Raw genomic sequence first — 17,986 nt, forward strand, 5'->3', positions numbered from 1 at the left:
ATATGGTGGAAAAGAATAAATTTCATTGGAGGGTTCCAAATGTCCGATTTCAATACATCCTTGGACAAATATGCCGAGTTGGCTGTAAAGGTTGGAGTTAACATACAGGAAGGACAAACCTTGGTGGTTCATGCCCCTGTTGACACTGCCGAGTTCACTCGCTTGATCGCCAAGAAGGCCTATGAAGCAGGTGCCCGCCTGGTGAAAATTCTATGGACTGATGAAACTGTCACCAGACTTCAATTCGAAAAAGCAGCGGATGATGTGTTTACGGAAGCACCAAAGTGGTATGCCGGGGAAATGACTGAATTGGTGGAGAACGGTGCAGCTATCCTCCACGTCCTTGCGGAGAATCCGGATCTGCTCAGCGGCATTGATTCCGAACGCATCGGAAACTTCTACAAGGCCCGCGGAGAAGCGCTGAAGCAATATCGCGCCTATCAGCAGTCTGACAAGTTCAGCTGGTGCCTGATTGCAGTGCCTTCGGCGCCATGGGCTGCCAAGGTATTTCCCGATGCACCGGAATCGGAGCAGGTCAGCAAGCTGTGGGATGCGATTTTCCACACGGTGCGCGTGGATCAGGCTAATCCGGTTGAGGCTTGGAACCAGCATCTTGAGGTGCTTGAAGCGAAATCTTCCGTGCTGAACGCCAAGAAATACAAGAAGCTCCACTACATTGCGCCAGGAACGGACCTTACCATTGAACTGCCTGAAGGCCATATCTGGGCGCAGGGTGACAGCATCAACGAACGCGGCCATTCGTTTGTGGCTAATATGCCAACAGAAGAAGTATTTACTGCACCGCTCAAAACGGGGGTTAACGGTACTGTCCACAGCACGAAGCCTTTGAGTTACGCCGGCAATATCGTGGACAACTTCTCTCTTACGTTTGAAGCCGGTAAAGTAGTCAGCTTCACAGCAGAGCAAGGGTACGAGACCCTTGAGCGTCTCCTGAACATGGATGATGGTGCCCGCTATCTTGGAGAAGTGGCGCTTGTGCCGCATCAATCTCCGATCTCCGAATCCAACATTCTGTATTACAATACGTTGTTTGACGAGAATGCTTCCAACCACCTCGCGCTTGGCAGTGCCTATGCCTTCTGCATAGAGGGAGGTAAAGAGATGAATCAGGAGCAATTGATTCAAAGCGGTCTCAATACCAGCGTGACGCATGTGGACTTCATGATCGGCTCCGGCGAAATGGATATTTACGGAGTTACGGCAGAGGGTAAGGAAGAACCGGTATTCCTTAAAGGAAACTGGGCATTTTAAGAATATCGTGATCAAAGCAGCTATTTCATGCGAAGTAGCTGCTTTTCTTAAACTTTTCCTGCCTTTAATTGACCTGAGGTTGATTTACAAACGGAAAAATTGTGCGATAATCAAGAAAGCGCATGAAGCTACTTAAAGGTAGTATAAAAGAAATGGAGGTCCTTGTATGTCAAGCTTTGAACAAAAATTGGAGCGTTACGCCGAGCTCGCTGTCAAAGTCGGTGCCAATGTGCAGCCGGGGCAAACTCTTGTCGTTAACGCCATGATCGATGCTGCGCCGCTTGTGCGCCTCATCGTGAAGAAGGCCTATGAAATCGGTGCCAAACAAGTGAAAGTCAACTATAGCGATGAGATCGTCAGCCGAATACGTTACGAGTTGGCTCCGGATGAAGCATTTCTGGAACCTCCGAAATACTACGCGGAGGAAGTAACGGAGCTCGCTGAGCAAGGAGCCGCATTCTTGACGGTCCTCTCCTCGAACCCTGATCTGCTTAGCGGAATTGATCCTGAACGTATCTCCAACCATCAACGTACATATGGCGCTGCGATGTCGAAGTACCGTCAATATCAGCAAGCCGATAAAATGAGCTGGACAGGCGTTGCCTTTGCTTCTCCGGATTGGGCGGCCAAGGTGTTCCCTGATGTTCCGAAGGAGCTGCAGGTGGACAAAATGTGGGATGCGATCTTTCATGCGGTACGCGCAGATCTGGATGACCCCATCAGCGCGTGGGAGGTGCATATTGATACGCTCCAGCAGAAATCCGACGAGCTTAATGCCAAGAAATATCATAAGCTTCGCTTTACCTCACCTGGAACGGACCTCACGATTGAACTGCCAGAAGGCCATATTTGGACCCAAGCGGGCAGCCATAATGAGCAAGGCGAACGCTTCGTTGCCAACATTCCAACGGAGGAAGTGTTCACGGCTCCTCTTAAAATCGGCGTGAATGGCACGGTTCGCAGCACAAAGCCTTTGAGTTATGGAGGCAATATTATAGACAATTTCTCGATTACGTTCGAGAACGGTCGCATTGTCGATTTTTCTGCCGAGCAAGGTGAAGATACGTTATCGCGTCTCGTCTCCATGGATGAGGGCTCCCATTATCTTGGCGAAGTGGCCCTTGTTCCCTACCGTTCCCCGATTTCGGAAAGCGGTATCCTGTATTACAATACGCTGTTTGATGAGAATGCCTCCTGCCACCTGGCTATCGGCAGTGCATACGCCTTCAACCTCGAGGGCGGCAAAACCATGACGTCTGATCAACTGCAAGCCAGCGGACTGAACACCAGCATTACCCATGTGGATTTCATGATGGGCTCCAAGGAGCTGAACATCACAGGAATCACGCATGATGGCACCGAAGAGCCTGTATTCATCGATGGCAACTGGGCGTAAGCCGCACTAGCCATCATTCAAATACCTCACTCGATCTTACAGGACGTCCTCCAGCAGAGGGCGTCCTGTTTTTCCAGTCATTTTTATCTGCCGACACGCTTCTCCTCCATGCAATGATGCATCCTATTTCGATTAATATCCTTAGATTACCGAACATATCATGAAGAGATGGGCGTACCCTTGAGATATCCCAAACCTACTCGAGAATGACGATTTGTTTAAGAGTCGAATTCCTGAGGAATACGTCGTTACATACTTCTCCAACATCAATCACCAGAGTCTGCTGTTATTTGAAATTGTAGGGCTTTTTTATCTGATATGTTGTAAAATGATGAGAGAAATAGGATGGTTACACCAGAGAGGGGAATATCGCGTGTCCAACCGATTACAGCTCCTCCTTGCAGCAGATTTCGCTGATTTGAGCGAACCTATTCAGGAAGAAATTTACTATGAATTTTATGATCTCGTATATGGCCAAATATTGTATGTCGTACGGGATCATGCTGCTGTTGAGGATATCATTCAGGAGTCCTTTATAAAAGTGATTACAAGCAAGCCTAACTTCGAAATGGAAAGCAAGATGCGGGGATGGCTGCGCGTCGTCGCTAAAAACTCAACCATGAATTATTTAAGAAAAAATAAAAAATACCGTAACCAAGTGGATGTTGATAGTGTTTTTATTAATGAAGAGGACGTAGCGGTCTCCTCCGCGAACGTGGAACACCAGGTGGAGTCGAATATGCTGGAGGAATCCATTGAGCAGTACCTCGACAAACTCAAGCCTGAATACAGGTTATTGATTGAATATCGGTGGAAGCACAGTCTGACGTACAGGGAAATCGCCGAGCTGCTGAATACACGCGAAGAGATCGTCAAGCAGCGCTTGTTCCGAGCGAGAGAGTCCGTAAAGAAAATGCTGTATAGAGAGTGGGGTGAATTGGATGAGCAACGAAAAATACGATGATTGGTTTGATGAGGCCTTTGACGAAGCCTTTGATCGTGCAGCTTCATGTTCCTCACTCCCCACTGACAACGAATCGAAACGTCAATCTTGGCAGCAAGTCAAATTACAAGTCGAGAAGTTAAACAAACGAAAACAACAACGACGCAGATTACAGTTTTCCGGTATCGTTGCTGCATCCATGTTAATTGGGGCTTTAATATTCTCTCAACCAACAGTTACACAAGCCGTGTCGCCCATTTACCAACAAATCGTGGATTGGGGCAACGGCATAACGGGCCAGATATTCGGTAAGAAAGAGCCCGTCGATCCAAGCAAAGCTCTTACTGCCCCGCCACCGGATGCAACACCTATACCAAATAACGCTGATCCAGTACCACCAGCCGAATTGGTCGAAACTGAGGATATTCCATTTGCTGATTCTGATGAATCCCTCATTGAGTCACAAAAGCGTGTATTATTCAAGATACCTCAAATTGGGTATATCCCGAAAGGCTTTGAGTTCTATGAGGCAACAGGAATCGCGGAAAGTGAGACCGCGCCGCTCTTGGATCTGCATCTTCATTACAAAAATACAGATGAAAAGGTATTTTACATTGATCTCATTGACATGTCGTCCGAAAGATCCATCGGCCTTGGAGGGAAAGTGACAGAGACACTGACACTGAAATCAGGAGCTGTGGCCTACCTGACTGAAACGAATCTCCGTTTTTTGCATGACAATGACAAGATATTGGTAAATATCAGCGGATTATTCTCAAGAGATGAATTAATTAAGATAGCAAACAGCATACATTGAAACAAAATGCACAGATAGACTAAAGAAGCGCACTTCAGAAAAGTGCGCTTCTTTGTTTTATATACCGGAATTATTGCTCTGCTAATATAGAATTCGTATAATAAGTCGCTTCTTCATATGTACCATTCTCATTAATCCAGTGAATGGTCTTGCCCCGGTAATAATAGCCTGCCTGAACACTGAAGTTTTTAATACCGCTGAGGGAAGTTTTGTTTGAACCGTTTTCATAAGCACTTCCAGTATCTATCCAAGCCGACCCTGTCCATCTCTGTAGGACAAAATTAATACCAATTGTATCTACAGCTTGTCCTGCTCCTGTAAATCCGTTAAGGCTTACCTGGGTACTATTTACCTTGCTAATTGTTGAATAATAGTTAATCAGGTACTTGTTGGCTAAGAGGTTAAAAGAAGAATTCAGATTCATTTCTACTGGTGGCGGTGTAGTTAAGGCACCTGGTGCAATGTCTGTAGCGGAATCCGCGTAAGCCCCTCCCGCCAGAGATAAGCTTAATAGAACACTGACTGCAAGAGTTGAAGCCATACGTTTAGAACTGCCTACTTTTGACATAACATCACCTTTCTTTCTAATTATTAGGAACATCCATATTTTAACACGTGATGTCAGCACAAAAGTATCTAATTCTTCACGGTTTGATATAATTTTTGAAACTTTTCTGCAAATAAAAAGAAGCAACGACATATTTTGTCGTTGCTTCTTCTAATATCCAGTTCACGCGCCTGCTTCTTCCTGAAGCAGCTGCTGCTCTTGCCTGATCAGACGAATGCGCGAGATTCGTTTATTCTCGGTCTCCTCAATCACAAAGTGATAGTCCTCATACAAGATAGACTGACCTTTATGCGGGAGCAGCACCTCAAGACGTGAGGACAGCCATCCACCGATGGTATCATAGTCTTCTGTATCCACATTCAGACCAAATTGGTCATTAATTTCATCAATCAGCATCAATCCATCAATGGAGTATTCATCCTCCCCCACCTTCTCAATTCCCGGACGCTCTTCGTCAAACTCATCTTGAATTTCTCCGACGATTTCTTCCATGATGTCCTCCAGCGTTACAAGGCCTGAAGTCCCGCCGTATTCATCGATCAGAATGGCAATTTGCGTTTTGCTCCGCTGCATTCTTCGCAGCAGCTCGCTGATCTTGATGGATTCAGGAACAGCAATAATCGGGCGAATCAGGGAAAGCTGGTCACGGACGTAACCGCGCATCAGATCCTTGATGTGAATAAAGCCAACGATATGATCCTTGTCTTCGTCACAGATCGGATAACGGGTTCGCATCCCCTCGCTTGCAATTTTCAGATTTTCTTCCAATGAAAGATTATTATATAAACAGATCATCTCTGTCCTTGGGATCATGATCTCCCTAGCGGTGGTATCGGCAAATTCAAAAACGTTGTCCACCAATACCATGTCCGTATTATCCATCATCCCACTCTCACTGCTCTCTTTCATCATATCCCGAAGCTCCTCCTCGGTGTGAACGTTGCGCTCCACCACAGGTTTCATCCGGAATATTCGGAGAACGTTATTAGAAAGACCGTTGGCAAACCAGATAAATGGAAACATGATGGTATAAAATATTCTCAGCGGACCTGCCGACAGCAGCGTGATTTGTTCCGCTTTGCGAACAGCCACCGTCTTAGGTGCCATGGCACCAAATACGATGTGCATGAGTGCAATCAAGATAAATGCAATCACGAAGGAAACGGTATGAACAGCCGTATTGCTCCATCCTATGCCGTTGAACCAAGGCGTGATCATGGCGGATATGGTTCTTTCGCCGATCCATCCAAGTCCAATGGACACGATGGTGATACCAAACTGGCAAGCGGATATATATCCGTCCAGATTCTTCAGTATGTTCTGTGCAAATTTTGCACGTCTATGTCCTTCTTCAACCAAAGCGTCAATCCGACTGCTTTTTACCTTAACAAAAGCTAATTCAGCTGATACAAAGAATCCATTTAACAGGACGAGAAACAATACCAAGGTTAAGCTTATCCAACTCGGTAAGGGGTCACTCAATCGATCTCCTACCCGCCATACAGCATGCTATGACGAATAGGAACACCTCCTTCGGTTATTAAAAATGTGTGGTGCCATCAAGCATAACAACGTGTTCGGACAACGCATCAACTTCCCAATGGTCTCATCTCCTTATCTTATTCCGTCGTAATCAAGCTATATAAGTAATTATATAGTACTACGATACACAGTCAAACGTTGTCTTATGACATTAATAAGCGTTGTTACAAGCTATAATTTGATTCTCAGCCATTAACCCTCATTTCCGGTGAATTCATATATTCTATGAATAAACATTCAAAATGTTAAAAGATTACTATGAATCCCCGCATCTCCCTAGGACAAAAATCGCATTTCGCTGAATATTAGCCTGGTGAGCCCAAATAAAATAACCCCCGTTTACATGGTGTAAACAAGGGTTATTCGTATTTCCGTTGGCTTATCTTGAAGTTGGCGGCGGGTTGCCTATAACACCCGGATATTGGTAATGAAGCGGCTCATCAAATACGACATAATCCAGGTTCACCATCAGCAGGATGATACGGCGTCCAGTCGAACGTTCGCTAATGACAATATGATCGCGTCCAGCAGCTTCGATTACGCCAGTGAACACTTTTGCATTCCATTGCGAGTTGTTTTCATATGTCATGTAAAAGGTAGCCTGTTTGCCCAAGTTCAAACGGAGAATATTCTCAACGTAAGACTGCTCGAATTGAGGGGCCGGCATTACAGTGCCTCCCGGAGTGATCGGGCTTCCGCTTGGAACCTCCGGTGGAATGTTGGCCGTATAACCTGCTGTTCCGCGACCAGGCACTCCCGGATAACGCACTCCATTCATGAAGTTCACAGGTGGCACACCTTGATTGTAGTACATAAGTAATTTCCTCCTTTAATGTATATCTTCCGCAATATGCGGATGTACAACGTGGATCAATAAACTGCCGGGCAATCGCCATATGTTGGACTGAAGAAGCAGTGTGCTTTAAAGCGGCCTGTGTTCTGCTGGTTGTACCAGGTAGGCGGGCAATCCCCTACCGGACGGAAAAACCATAATGCATTGGTTGCCGGCCAGGTGCGCTCTCCATTGATAACTCTTTGGGCTAGGCGCCGGTCGGCCTCCCTGGCTCTTTGATAAAAATAGCCTTTTTGTGTTGCTTCAAACCCTCCCGGGTTCTGGAACACCATATCATTCATGTTGCGGATGTTCATAAAGTCCAAGCAGTTGGACAGTATCCGGTTCACGCCGACATTCCCAACCATGAGCATGCCTTGCTCGCCTTCACCCTCTGCCTCTGCGCGGAGCAATCTTGCCAGAAGATCCACATCATTCGAATTTGCTTTGATGACTGCCACAGAGTTCCCCTCGCTTCCTTAAGATCACTTTGTATCGTATGTGCATTCGCCCATGAATGTGACAGTAGCAGCAGAAAAATATTCTGATGGTGCATTGGAGGGTGAACAACAGGTTGTCATAGGTTTATGCCTAATTTATTTGCATGCTTTTAAATACTATAATCATCGTATCGATTCGAGGCGTTCTTTTGTGATCTTGCCCTATTTCCGAAGGAGGAGTACCATGACCGATTTTGAAGCGATTTATCAGAAGTATTTGAAAGAACAAAAAAATGAAGCAGAGCCTCGTAGGCTCGAGATGCTGGAACGTGAGCTGATTGGAACTAAACTAGAAAATACAAACCCGATCTTCCTTCTCCGAAAGACCGTCAGCTCATCGTCCTTCATATCGAAGATAGACTTCCCGTCAACGATAACTTGACCGCTAGTTCCCTATCCAGATCCCATCCTTTGTTAATATCATTATGGGTATCATACTTCCTAATCCTCTATCCTATGATTTATTCCTGAACAGAAAAAAGCTCTGTGCCGCAATCCAGCGCGGTACAGAGCTTTAGATTCATACTTTTATTCATCCCTAACTGGAATGACCGGTGAATTTATAACAGAAATGATAATGACCAGATCCTGCTTGAATCACAACGCCGGCTTTGCCATCGCAAGCGGAATGAACGCCCTTGGCTTCAAGCAGTGGCGTCCCATCGCCTTCCGTTACCCTCGTTCCGTCAAAAATACCAGGCAGACGGATTTCCGCTGTTGTATTGGGCGGAATGGTTATCTCCAGCCGGAAGTCCCCAGCATTGCCCAATCTCCAATACGACCGGACCCTTCCATACATCGTATCGATCGTTCCTGCTGCCCACGTCAATCCCTCGCCAGGCACGGGAGCAATCACGATTCGTTTATAACCCGGCGCTTCCTCCACCGTCTGGATTCCGGCAACCGTTCGATACAGCCAATCGCCGATCGCACCGTAAGCATAATGATTAAACGAATTCATGTCGCGACTCCAGAAGCTGCCATCTTCCTTAATGCCGTCCCAATGCTCCCATATCGTTGTGGCGCCCTTGGTGACCGGATATAGCCATGAAGGATAGTCCTGCTGGAGCAGCAGCTTATAAGCTGCGTCATGCATGCCCTGCTGACTTAACACATGACTAATGTAAGGAGTGCCCACAAACCCTGTCGTCAAGTGAAACTTGCTCTCTTCCAGCAGAGTGTAAAGACGGGCTGCTGCCCGTTTCTCTGCCGCTTCATCCAGCAATCCGAACATAAGTGCAAGCACATGCGCGGTCTGTGTCGATGCCGCAAGGCGTCCGGATGGGGTCGCGAATTCGCTGCGAAACGCGGCTACCACCTGCTCCTTCAGTTTGGAATACACGGCCGCATCCTCTTTTTGTCCCAATACGACTGCGGTTTTACGCAACAATTCAACCGAATAGGCATAAAACGCCGATGCGATCAAATCCCGCTCTGTGGCACCTACGTAGTCACCCGATTTCGCATCCAGTCCCAGCCAATCTCCAAAATGGAAGCCGGTATTCCACAGATATTCATTCTCCCCTTGGCCTTGAATGTAGGCAACCCAGCGCTTCATGCTCTCATATTGCCGTTCCAATATTCGCTGATCACCGTAACTCACATAGATCGTCCAGGGACATATAACCGCTGCATCCCCCCAAGCGGCCGAAGCGAAGTCTCCCTTGCCGAGCACATGAGGAACAACGAAGGGAACCGCCCCATCGTCACGCTGTTCTGCAGCCAAGTCGGATAACCATTTGGTAAAAAACGGGGCCACATTGGACAGATAGGATGCTGTCTGAATAAACATCTGTGCATCTCCTGTCCAGCCTAAACGCTCGTCACGCTGCGGGCAATCCGTGGGTACATCGAGGAAATTCCCCTTAAGCCCCCATCTGATGTTGCTCTGCAATTGATTCACCAAGGGTTCGGAGCACTCAAAGTTCCCCGTCTCTTCAAAATCCGAATGAACCACAACGGCTTCAAAAGCTTCATGATCCAACTGCTCCTCCGTGAATCCGGATAATCGAACATACCGAAAGCCCTGGAATGTAAAATGAGGTTCATAGGTTTCTTTGCCATCACCCTTTAATGTGTACCCGATGGTTTGTTTAGCCGTTCGGAGATTCTCGGTATAGAAATTCCCTTCGCTATCCAATATTTCGGCATGTTCCAGCGTCACCACAGCCCCTTCTGTCCCCGTAAGACTGAAACGGACCCATCCAACCAGGTTTTGTCCAAAATCAATGACCATCTCGCCTTTAGGCGTAACCAGCCACTCAGTTGGCCGTACCGTTTGGATTGCTCTTACAGGTTCGTTAATCTGAGGCTTCAACATGTCATAACCATGCTCCAGCGATTCCACTCCATGCCAATCGCGAGACATATAATCCGGTGTGCTGAAACCCTCGAATTCCAGGCGGGCGTCATAGGTTTCGCCGTGATAGATCTCTGACATTACAATCGGACCTTTGGCTGACTGCCAGCTTGAATCTGTTGTGATCAGCTCCTCGCTCCCATCCGTGTATGTTATATGCAGTTCTAACAGCAAGGCTAGTCGATCTCCATAGATGGCACCCTTCTCCTGCCAGCCCAATTGCCCTTTGTACCAACCATTTCCGAGCCATGCTCCAATCGCATTCTGTTCCGCTCTTAACATGTCCGTTACATCATAGGTTTGCGTCTGAATCGTATGCTCATAACTGGTCCAGCCAGGCGTGAAATAACGATCTCCCACCCGCTGCCCGTTAAGCTCCAGCTCATATAGCCCTAATGCCGTTGCGTATATTCGTGCCTGCCTGACGGAGGAATTCAGTCGGAAGCTTTTGCGGAGGAGCGGCAGATGCGGGGAGTCGGTGGGCAGCAACGATAAGGGTGCAGATATCCATTTCCCTGCCCACTGCTCCCCTTCCAGCTTACCGGTCTCCCAATATGCGATATCTGACCATTCCGATAATTCCCCGTCTTGATTCCACAGGCGCACGCGATAGTTATAGCGCTTACAAGACTTTGTATCCAGCTCCTCCAATTCAACATGGACCGATTGTGATGAAGCCACTTTTCCCGATGTCCAGTAAGGCTCAGAGAAATTTGGAAGATTCGAAACCTCAATCTCATAAGCGGTTTGGCTGACCGCTCTTTCATCCGAATCCAGCCTCCAGCTTATTCGAGGACATCTCTCTCCAATACCTATCGGGTTATGCTGATACTCACACCGCAAGTCCGTCACCTTAAACATAATCAAGCCTCCGTTCACTTCATATTTATGGCACACACCTTGGTTATAGGACTTCTGCCGGAATGTAATATTCCACATTCGTGCCTATTTCAACTATTATTATAAGTGAACATCATCTCAATATTATGGGTATAACGGACAAGTGCATGCGGTATTACGGACTTTCTTCCGTTATGGTCCAGGAGGGGCATATATGATGAAAAGACCGATGGAAACCTACTATGGGGATCACTTTTTCCGGGATGACACCATGATGTACGTGAATCGAAATGCGGAGAATTTTTCAGGCTCATACCATAACCATGATTTTTTGGAAATCGCTTATATTGTGGAAGGTGAAGGCTTTCATCATCTGGAGAACACGGTGCAGCGAGTCCGCAAAGGCCATATTTTCTATATACCGCTCGGCGTGTCCCACGTATTCCGGCCTACTTCTGCAAACGGGAAGCCGCTCATTGTGAACAACTGCATATTCTCTGTACAGCTGCTGTCCAAGCTGATTGCCTTTGCTTCAGATTCCGATACAGCATCCTTTCTGCAACGAATGCAGGACGGCTCTCTTGGGTACAAATCGATTATGGACCAGCATGACCGTTTCGAGAAGCTGTTCGACTCCCTCTATGAACAAAATGCCATGCCAATCCGTGGGTCAGCTGTTTATTTGCACACTCTGCTTCTACAGCTGGTCATTGAATTCAGCCGTGCAATCGAGCATTTGCATACAAAGCCTTCAGAACTTCAACATCATTCATTTCAAGATGTTCTTCAATACGTGGAGAGACATTACATGCACGAGCTTTCGCTAACGGTTCTTGCGCATATCAGCGGATTCAGCGAACGCCATCTGCAGCGCTTGTTCCGCCGATATACCGCTCAAAGCTGGCATCATTACTTACAGACCGTACGTGTTCGGATGAGCCGGGAACTGCTGCGAACGACCCCGGATAAAGTCAGTGCAATTGCCGAGAAGGTAGGTTATAAGGACATTCACTCCTTTAACTCGGTATTCAAAAGGAATACCGGACTCACACCGGGTCAGTACCGCAGTGAAACCAGGATCGATTGAACAGAGGTCCAACTCCTAATAACGGAGTCCTCAAACTTTGAACAATTTTACATGCTCTTGCGCCCACTCGGCAAAGGTTCTGGCAGGTCGGCCCGTTACGATTTCAACTGTTGGATTGACGGTGTAGGCTTCGACCGGAGGGTTCATATGCCAGTTGATGACATAATCCATGATGTCCTCCCCTACTCCAAGTTCCGCCATGCGTTTACGCTCCTGCTCCTCTGTTAAGCGGATGAATTGAATGTCTCTGCCGATAAGATCGCTGAGGATTCGAACCTTATCTTGAACGGATAATGCTTCGGGACCGGTTAAGGTATAGATTTTACCGGCATGACCGTCTTCCGTCAGGGCTGCGGCAGCTACCCGTCCAATATCTCCTTCATGTATCAATGCACTGATCGAGTCTCCATAAAGATCACGGACGACCCCCTCCGTTCGTATCGACTCCCTCCAGCTCAGCACATTGGACATGTATTCAACCGGCTGCAGCTGTGTCCATTCCAGATTGCTTGATTCAACTGCATGCTCTACCGTGCCTTTCTTTCCGTCCCATAATACACTCACTCGCTGAACCCCTGCTGCTTCGGCAGCTGCAATGATCTCTTTCCCTGTCGTAAGCGGAACGTAGCCTGTTCCAGTGGTAATTAAATGCAGACCGCTCACCCCCTCTAATGCGGGTACCAGAGTGTCAGGATTACTTAAATCTCCGCCGACAACTTCAACAGCTGCAGGCAATTTAGCTGAAGCCGGATAGCGGCTAAGCGCCCTTACCTTATGACCGGCCTTAAGCAATTCTTCCACCACATGACGTCCTACATTTCCGGTTGCACCTGTGACCAAAATCGTCATTTTCATTCCCTCCCTATGGGTGATTGTTGTATTTCCATTAAACCGCAATTCGAAGTGGGTTACGTCCAGCGCTGGTCTTATGCCAGCATTATAAAAAGGCCTTATCCAAAGATAAGACCTCTCACTACGACCATAGTCTGATATTTACTTGCCGTACCAATGGTTCCTGATCGCATACAGCGCTGCCTGGGTTCGATCCTGCACCTCCATTTTTCCTAAAATATGAGTTATATGCGTCTTTACGGTTTTCTCGGTAATATGCAGCTCCACCGCAATCTCTTTATTGCTCCGCCCCATTGTAATTTGTTCGAGTACATGCTGTTCACGCTTGGTCAGAATATCAATTCCTTTGGCAGCTTCCCCGTCTGTTGCTACATGAGCGATTAACTGGTTTGTCACTTGGGGATGAAGCATTCGATTCCCGTTAACGGCAGCCACGATGGTCTCTACCAACACTTTGGGTTCAATATCCTTCAACTGATATCCAATGGCTCCCGCTTTGATGGCTGGCAGGACGGAATCACGGTCGGCAAAACTGGTAAGTATGATAACCTTGATATGAGGAAATTCGCTTGTGATCCGTTTTGTGGCTTCAACTCCATCCATCTCCGGCATCATCAAATCCATCAATACGACATCAGGCTGCAGCATTTCTGCCTTAGCCAGAGCTTCGCGCCCATTCAGCGCCTGATCCACAATTTCAATCATGGGCTGGGTCTGCAAGAAATAACGCAAGCCCCTTAATACAACGAGATGATCGTCAACGATGAGAACTTTAATCTTCATGCATCTACAACCTCTTTCTCAGTCCATAACGGAACCATGACTGTCAGCATTGTCCCTGTACCTTCTTCACTGCTAATGCTTAAGGTTCCTTGGATCTCGGCTGCCCTCTCCTTCATGCTGGTAAGCCCAAGCGAACGGTGATGCTGCTCTGAAGAACTGGGGGTAAACCCCCGCCCTTGATCCGAAATTTTCATATATAAATGGGGACCGACCTTCTCCATTCTGATCCATGCGCGATTCGTTCCCGCGTGTTTGCTGACATTGTTTAATGCCTCCTGGCCGATTCGATACAGCGTCCCTTCCACCTGCTTTGTAAGCTCCGGAATTTCCTTCATGAGAAACGTGAGCTGTATGCCAAGCTTCTTGGCATAATCCCTCAAAGAACCCAGTATCCCTTTCGCTTCCCCGGAAGGCCTCAGCTGCCAGATTAACGTCCGCATTTCGGTCAGCGTTTCCTGAGCCAACTGTCCAATATCACCCATGGCTTCTGCCGTATCCGAATTCTCATGCAGGGTCTGCTCGCGAACCCCTTGTGCAAGCAGTGATAGAGAGAATAGCTTTTGATTAACCGAATCATGCAAATCCCGCGCAAGGCGGTTCCGTTCTTCGACCAATAGCAGATCTTGCCATTCATAATATAAACAAATCTTTTCAATCGCAAGTGAGATATGCTCTGCCAGCACCTCCAGTATTTGGATCTCCAATTCACTAAAGGACGGGTTCTCCCTACCAATGAAGAGTACGCCCACCATCTCATAGGTTTGAAAAATACGCTCATGATGCTTTAAGGGCAGCGCTGCGGTATACATATAAGGCTGTACGCCCGGAAGTATCCGAACCGGACCTTCATGAACCACCACCTTCTGTTCCTCATACGCACGATGTACGCTTCCTGTTTTTTTGCTCGTTTTCTTAGAGCCCTTACGAACAAGCTCCTTAAGATTGTGTGTCACGCCATTCTGCCGAAAGGTGCGCAGATGCAAGTCATCATTTTCGTCAGACGTAATCATGGCTACACTTGGCCAGTCAAACGACTGAGCAAGCTGCTCCACAATGGCCGTATACATTTTGTTCATGTCATTAATTTTCCAGAGGTATCTTGTCACCTTGCTTGCCTTGGCATAATAATCCACGATAAAACGAGATATGCTATCCACTGCTTGCTTCTCCTTCTGCTCGGAGAGCCTCGTCCGCTCAACGGCAGTCCCAATCTGATAAGCAACAGATTGTAAAAGTGCCAGCTCACCCGCGCTGAAATGCTCTTTGCCCGGTGAGCCTACATTCAGCAGCCCCAATCGTTTTCCTTGAACGGTCAGGGGGATTGTAGCATGATGGGTCAAATTGCCGGTTTCTCCCCAGCTCTGTTCAATTGCGTTATATAAACGTTCGCATTCAATAATCGTAACAGGTTCATTTAAGCTTCCAGCCCAATGCATACGAAGACATAAGCAGTCCCCGCATCGCATCGGTTTTTTATCTTCCCTGGCTAGAGCTGGAGGGAGATTGAAATCCGCCATCTTATCATACTCCGGTTTATCACCAACCAGAAAAATCCAGCCTGTCTCAAGATGGGTTAACTCCAGCAGCCGTTCAAGCGTCGTCTGAAGCATTTGCTTCATGTCGTTGCTCTCATTCAGAGTTTCTGCAATGGTCTTTAGAATCATCAATTCTTCAACATACTGATCTTTATCACACAGTATCAGACTCACCTCCACTCCATTCCTAAAAATGAAATTACCCTAGATTCTTTAAAGCCGTTTCTCGAGCATAACCTCATCTTCCTGGATATAACCCGACTTGGCATAAGCTCCGATCGCCTGATCGTTGTCGTGACCTGTCAGCACCTTAACCGTCTTCACTCCACGCTCAACCAGCTGTTCCTCCAGGTATGCGATAAGCATTCCTGCCAGCCCCTGTCTTCTCGCCCGCTCCTGAACATACATCTCCGTAATTTCGCCCATAAGCTCAGGGTAACAGAAGGACTGAAAGGACTGCGCACAGGCAAATCCCACAGGAACATCATTCAAATAAGCAATCGCCACAATCTCGTGCGCCTGTTTCAAGCTTCGCTCCACATCCTCCTGCGGCATTAGAGCTTCATTAAATTCCTCATTCAATTGAACTAGAACGGAAGCATCGGAATGAGATGCCATGCGAATCTGTTTGTGAATATCCATTCTATGTATCCTCCATTATCATCCTTTTAAAATATGGAAAAAAGTGCTATGTTGCTCCCCCAGTATACCACCTTCTCCAGCCTTTTATATACTTTTGGGTATCAAAAAAAGGGTCCTTGCTGCAAACACAGCAAGAACCTTTTTCAATTCCAAATCACTCGGCTTGTTCAGCCTGCATTAACCGAGAACATCAGACCGCAGTATATCAGCACAACAGCGCCTAACCCACTTAAGAGTCCGCCGGCAGCCGCGCGGTTCCTGCGAAATACATTCACGACATTCCACAAGAGGACAAGCCCGATACACAGGCTAAGAATCCCTATCCAGCTCCATGTAAATGCCAGTTCACCGATCGTAAACCCGGGATGGAACCAGACAAAGGTTGAAGCAGGACCGTAGGATGCCAGCGTATCTGTGACATCATGCGGGGCCGGCTGCTGGTTCATATACCCCGTTGCAATATATATCAACCAGATGAGAATGCTCTCGCTTCGCGCCCATGCCGTCGGTTGATAGCTTGCGTCACGGCGAAGCTTACGCTTAACCAGATGACCGTTAACAAAGGCGAAGACCAGCAGCGGCAGGATCAGAATGTGCTTGACAAGCAAGGCCTGTCCGTAGGATAACGTCCAGCTGTTCACGGGATCCGGCGTCACCGCCGTCATCAGGAACAAACCTGATCCGATCACGATGACAACGCAGACGATTGCTGCTGGATGAAACCATCTCAGAAATGCACCCCAGCGCTCTGGATCCGTACTGAACCACCCTGTAATCAGCAAAGTTCCCGTCCAAATGGCCATCGCTGTAAAATGTCCAAAAAATGCAAGCTGCCCTGCGCTTTCGAATAAGGACGCTGCGTGGTTAAACGAGGACATGGCTGCTGCAATACCCAGCAAGGCAACCGGCATAAGCCAGCGTAATACCGTGCCTGAATTTCGGCGGACGATGATGGTCAAGACCGCCAGCAGTATCGAGAGTACCAGGATCCAGGCATAACGTTCGCCTTCACTGAACTTGAACATAATACTGTTAAAGGACTGCCAGAACCCAATATCATCCTTGAAGAACATAATAATCTGCAGCAGAGGGACGAAGCCGCACACCATAATGGCCACAGCTGAAACCGGACCCAGCCAGGCTGGCAAGGAAATTTCAGGTTTATATGCTTTTGGCACCAGGGACAGCACCGTGATACCTGCCAGAACGGCATAAGCTAAATATAAAAACGGTTCACTTAACCAGTAGTAAGACATTATTTTCTCTTCCGCGATGCTCGAATTCCAAAATATCCTGCGACAAATGCCACGATGACTATAATAGCGATCCAAATAGCAGATCCGCCGCCTTCAGATGATTCGGCAGCCGGAGTGTTCTCAGCTTGCTGACCCTCAGTCGCGGTCTGATCGGTGTTGTCAACTGCCGTGTCATCAGCAGGTGTTCCTTCATCCTGCGCATCACCGGCATCCGCAGGCGTGTCTTCGGTATCGGCAGGCGGTGTTTCCGGCGCAGTCTCCGCTTCCGGCACTTCTACCTCGAAGGCATACGTCCCGTCAACAGGATGTCCATCACCGCCAACAATCTTCCATTCTACCGTGTAAGAACCGGATGGAAGAGGTGCTGCCAGCGTACCCAGCAGCGTACTCTGGGTTACTTTTATCTCCGACACTTCTACTGACTCGCCTTGCGCATTTTTAATCTTGACCGTACTCAAGTTTTCATCGATATTTTCATTAAAGGTTAGACTGACTTCCTTGACGCTTTCCGTCAGCTTGGCATCCGCGGCAGGCGTACTGGTTTCCAGCTTGGAATGGGCCCATGTTGCTGTCGGGAACACCAGCACAAGCAGCAGACCCAAGGTCAGCAAAACTGAAGTTTTTACATGTTTCAACACGTATATCTCCTCCAAACCATTATCTCAAATTTGAATCTTCCTCATCATAACAAAGTCATTTCGACAATGCCAATGAGTATATTGTGAACAATGATTTTCAAATAGTTTACACAAAAAGGGCATG

The 17,986-nt window shown here is 47.5% G+C and carries 16 protein-coding genes and 1 pseudogene; 5 read left to right on the forward strand and 12 right to left on the reverse strand.

Features of this window, described 5'->3' with window-relative positions:
- Positions 1 to 39: 39 nt before the first annotated feature.
- The 4 genes from PGL02S_RS20480 to PGL02S_RS20495 all read left to right on the forward strand — a co-directional run bounded on the left by PGL02S_RS20480 (position 40) and on the right by PGL02S_RS20495 (position 4,428).
- The gene (locus PGL02S_RS20480; protein WP_036638139.1) at positions 40 to 1,272 is read left to right on the forward strand and encodes an aminopeptidase; all 1,233 of its coding nucleotides are present in this window, start codon (positions 40 to 42) and stop codon (positions 1,270 to 1,272) included.
- A gap of 166 nt (positions 1,273 to 1,438) precedes the next feature.
- On the forward strand, positions 1,439 to 2,668 hold the full coding sequence (locus tag PGL02S_RS20485; RefSeq protein ID WP_036638136.1) for an aminopeptidase: 1,230 nt from the start codon (positions 1,439 to 1,441) through the stop codon (positions 2,666 to 2,668).
- 373 nt (positions 2,669 to 3,041) lie between these two features.
- Positions 3,042 to 3,632 carry an RNA polymerase sigma factor gene (locus PGL02S_RS20490; protein WP_006209779.1) on the forward strand — a complete coding sequence of 197 codons (591 nt, stop codon included), beginning with the start codon at positions 3,042 to 3,044 and terminating at the stop codon, positions 3,630 to 3,632.
- Positions 3,610 to 4,428: a DUF4367 domain-containing protein gene (locus PGL02S_RS20495; RefSeq protein ID WP_006209776.1), complete on the forward strand. Its 819-nt coding sequence runs from the start codon at positions 3,610 to 3,612 to the stop codon at positions 4,426 to 4,428. Before PGL02S_RS20490 ends, PGL02S_RS20495 begins: the two co-directional genes overlap by 23 nt.
- Before the next feature lie 70 nt (positions 4,429 to 4,498).
- Here PGL02S_RS20495 and PGL02S_RS20500 read toward each other — a convergent pair whose 3' ends face one another.
- From PGL02S_RS20500 to PGL02S_RS20525, 6 genes and pseudogenes are all read right to left on the reverse strand, one after another.
- On the reverse strand, positions 4,499 to 5,128 hold the full coding sequence (locus PGL02S_RS20500) for a hypothetical protein (protein ID WP_235187324.1): 630 nt from the start codon (positions 5,126 to 5,128) through the stop codon (positions 4,499 to 4,501).
- Positions 5,129 to 5,158: 30 nt separating this feature from the next.
- Complete coding sequence (locus PGL02S_RS20505; protein ID WP_036638134.1) at positions 5,159 to 6,478, reverse strand: hemolysin family protein; 1,320 nt, start codon at positions 6,476 to 6,478, stop codon at positions 5,159 to 5,161.
- 439 nt (positions 6,479 to 6,917) lie between these two features.
- The gene (gerQ, locus tag PGL02S_RS20510) at positions 6,918 to 7,352 is read right to left on the reverse strand and encodes a spore coat protein GerQ (protein ID WP_006209774.1); all 435 of its coding nucleotides are present in this window, start codon (positions 7,350 to 7,352) and stop codon (positions 6,918 to 6,920) included.
- Between the two features lie 56 nt (positions 7,353 to 7,408).
- Positions 7,409 to 7,831, reverse strand: a complete 423-nt coding sequence (locus PGL02S_RS20515) for a cell wall hydrolase (RefSeq protein ID WP_006209773.1) — start codon at positions 7,829 to 7,831, stop codon at positions 7,409 to 7,411.
- A gap of 315 nt (positions 7,832 to 8,146) precedes the next feature.
- A pseudogene (locus tag PGL02S_RS28885) lies at positions 8,147 to 8,260 on the reverse strand (ABC transporter ATP-binding protein); the annotation flags it as partial.
- Positions 8,261 to 8,408: 148 nt separating this feature from the next.
- Positions 8,409 to 11,090: a glycoside hydrolase family 78 protein gene (locus tag PGL02S_RS20525; RefSeq protein ID WP_036638128.1), complete on the reverse strand. Its 2,682-nt coding sequence runs from the start codon at positions 11,088 to 11,090 to the stop codon at positions 8,409 to 8,411.
- A gap of 193 nt (positions 11,091 to 11,283) precedes the next feature.
- Here PGL02S_RS20525 and PGL02S_RS20530 point away from each other — a divergent pair, with 193 nt between their 5' ends.
- A complete protein-coding gene (locus PGL02S_RS20530; protein ID WP_231888050.1) occupies positions 11,284 to 12,156 on the forward strand; it encodes an AraC family transcriptional regulator in 873 nt (290 codons plus the stop codon).
- Between the two features lie 30 nt (positions 12,157 to 12,186).
- Here PGL02S_RS20530 and PGL02S_RS20535 read toward each other — a convergent pair whose 3' ends face one another.
- The 6 genes from PGL02S_RS20535 to PGL02S_RS20560 form a co-directional block, all read right to left on the reverse strand.
- The gene (locus PGL02S_RS20535) at positions 12,187 to 13,005 is read right to left on the reverse strand and encodes an NmrA family NAD(P)-binding protein (RefSeq protein ID WP_006209769.1); all 819 of its coding nucleotides are present in this window, start codon (positions 13,003 to 13,005) and stop codon (positions 12,187 to 12,189) included.
- 144 nt (positions 13,006 to 13,149) lie between these two features.
- Entirely contained in the window at positions 13,150 to 13,791 is a 642-nt protein-coding gene (locus tag PGL02S_RS20540; RefSeq protein WP_006209768.1) for a response regulator, read from the reverse strand.
- Positions 13,788 to 15,500, reverse strand: coding sequence for a GAF domain-containing sensor histidine kinase (locus PGL02S_RS20545; RefSeq protein ID WP_051449124.1), 1,713 nt, complete (start codon positions 15,498 to 15,500; stop codon positions 13,788 to 13,790). Before PGL02S_RS20545 ends, PGL02S_RS20540 begins: the two co-directional genes overlap by 4 nt.
- A 39-nt stretch (positions 15,501 to 15,539) precedes the next feature.
- Positions 15,540 to 15,968 carry a GNAT family N-acetyltransferase gene (locus PGL02S_RS20550; RefSeq protein WP_036638126.1) on the reverse strand — a complete coding sequence of 143 codons (429 nt, stop codon included), beginning with the start codon at positions 15,966 to 15,968 and terminating at the stop codon, positions 15,540 to 15,542.
- A gap of 167 nt (positions 15,969 to 16,135) precedes the next feature.
- On the reverse strand, positions 16,136 to 17,224 hold the full coding sequence (locus PGL02S_RS20555; protein WP_036638124.1) for a copper resistance D family protein: 1,089 nt from the start codon (positions 17,222 to 17,224) through the stop codon (positions 16,136 to 16,138).
- Positions 17,224 to 17,862: a copper resistance CopC family protein gene (locus tag PGL02S_RS20560; RefSeq protein WP_036638122.1), complete on the reverse strand. Its 639-nt coding sequence runs from the start codon at positions 17,860 to 17,862 to the stop codon at positions 17,224 to 17,226. The genes PGL02S_RS20555 and PGL02S_RS20560 overlap by 1 nt, the downstream gene beginning before the upstream one ends.
- Positions 17,863 to 17,986 lie beyond the last annotated feature (124 nt).

Source organism: Paenibacillus glucanolyticus NBRC 15330 (assembly GCF_004000885.1).
GTDB classification, from domain to species: Bacteria; Bacillota; Bacilli; order Paenibacillales; family Paenibacillaceae; genus Paenibacillus_AQ; species Paenibacillus_AQ glucanolyticus.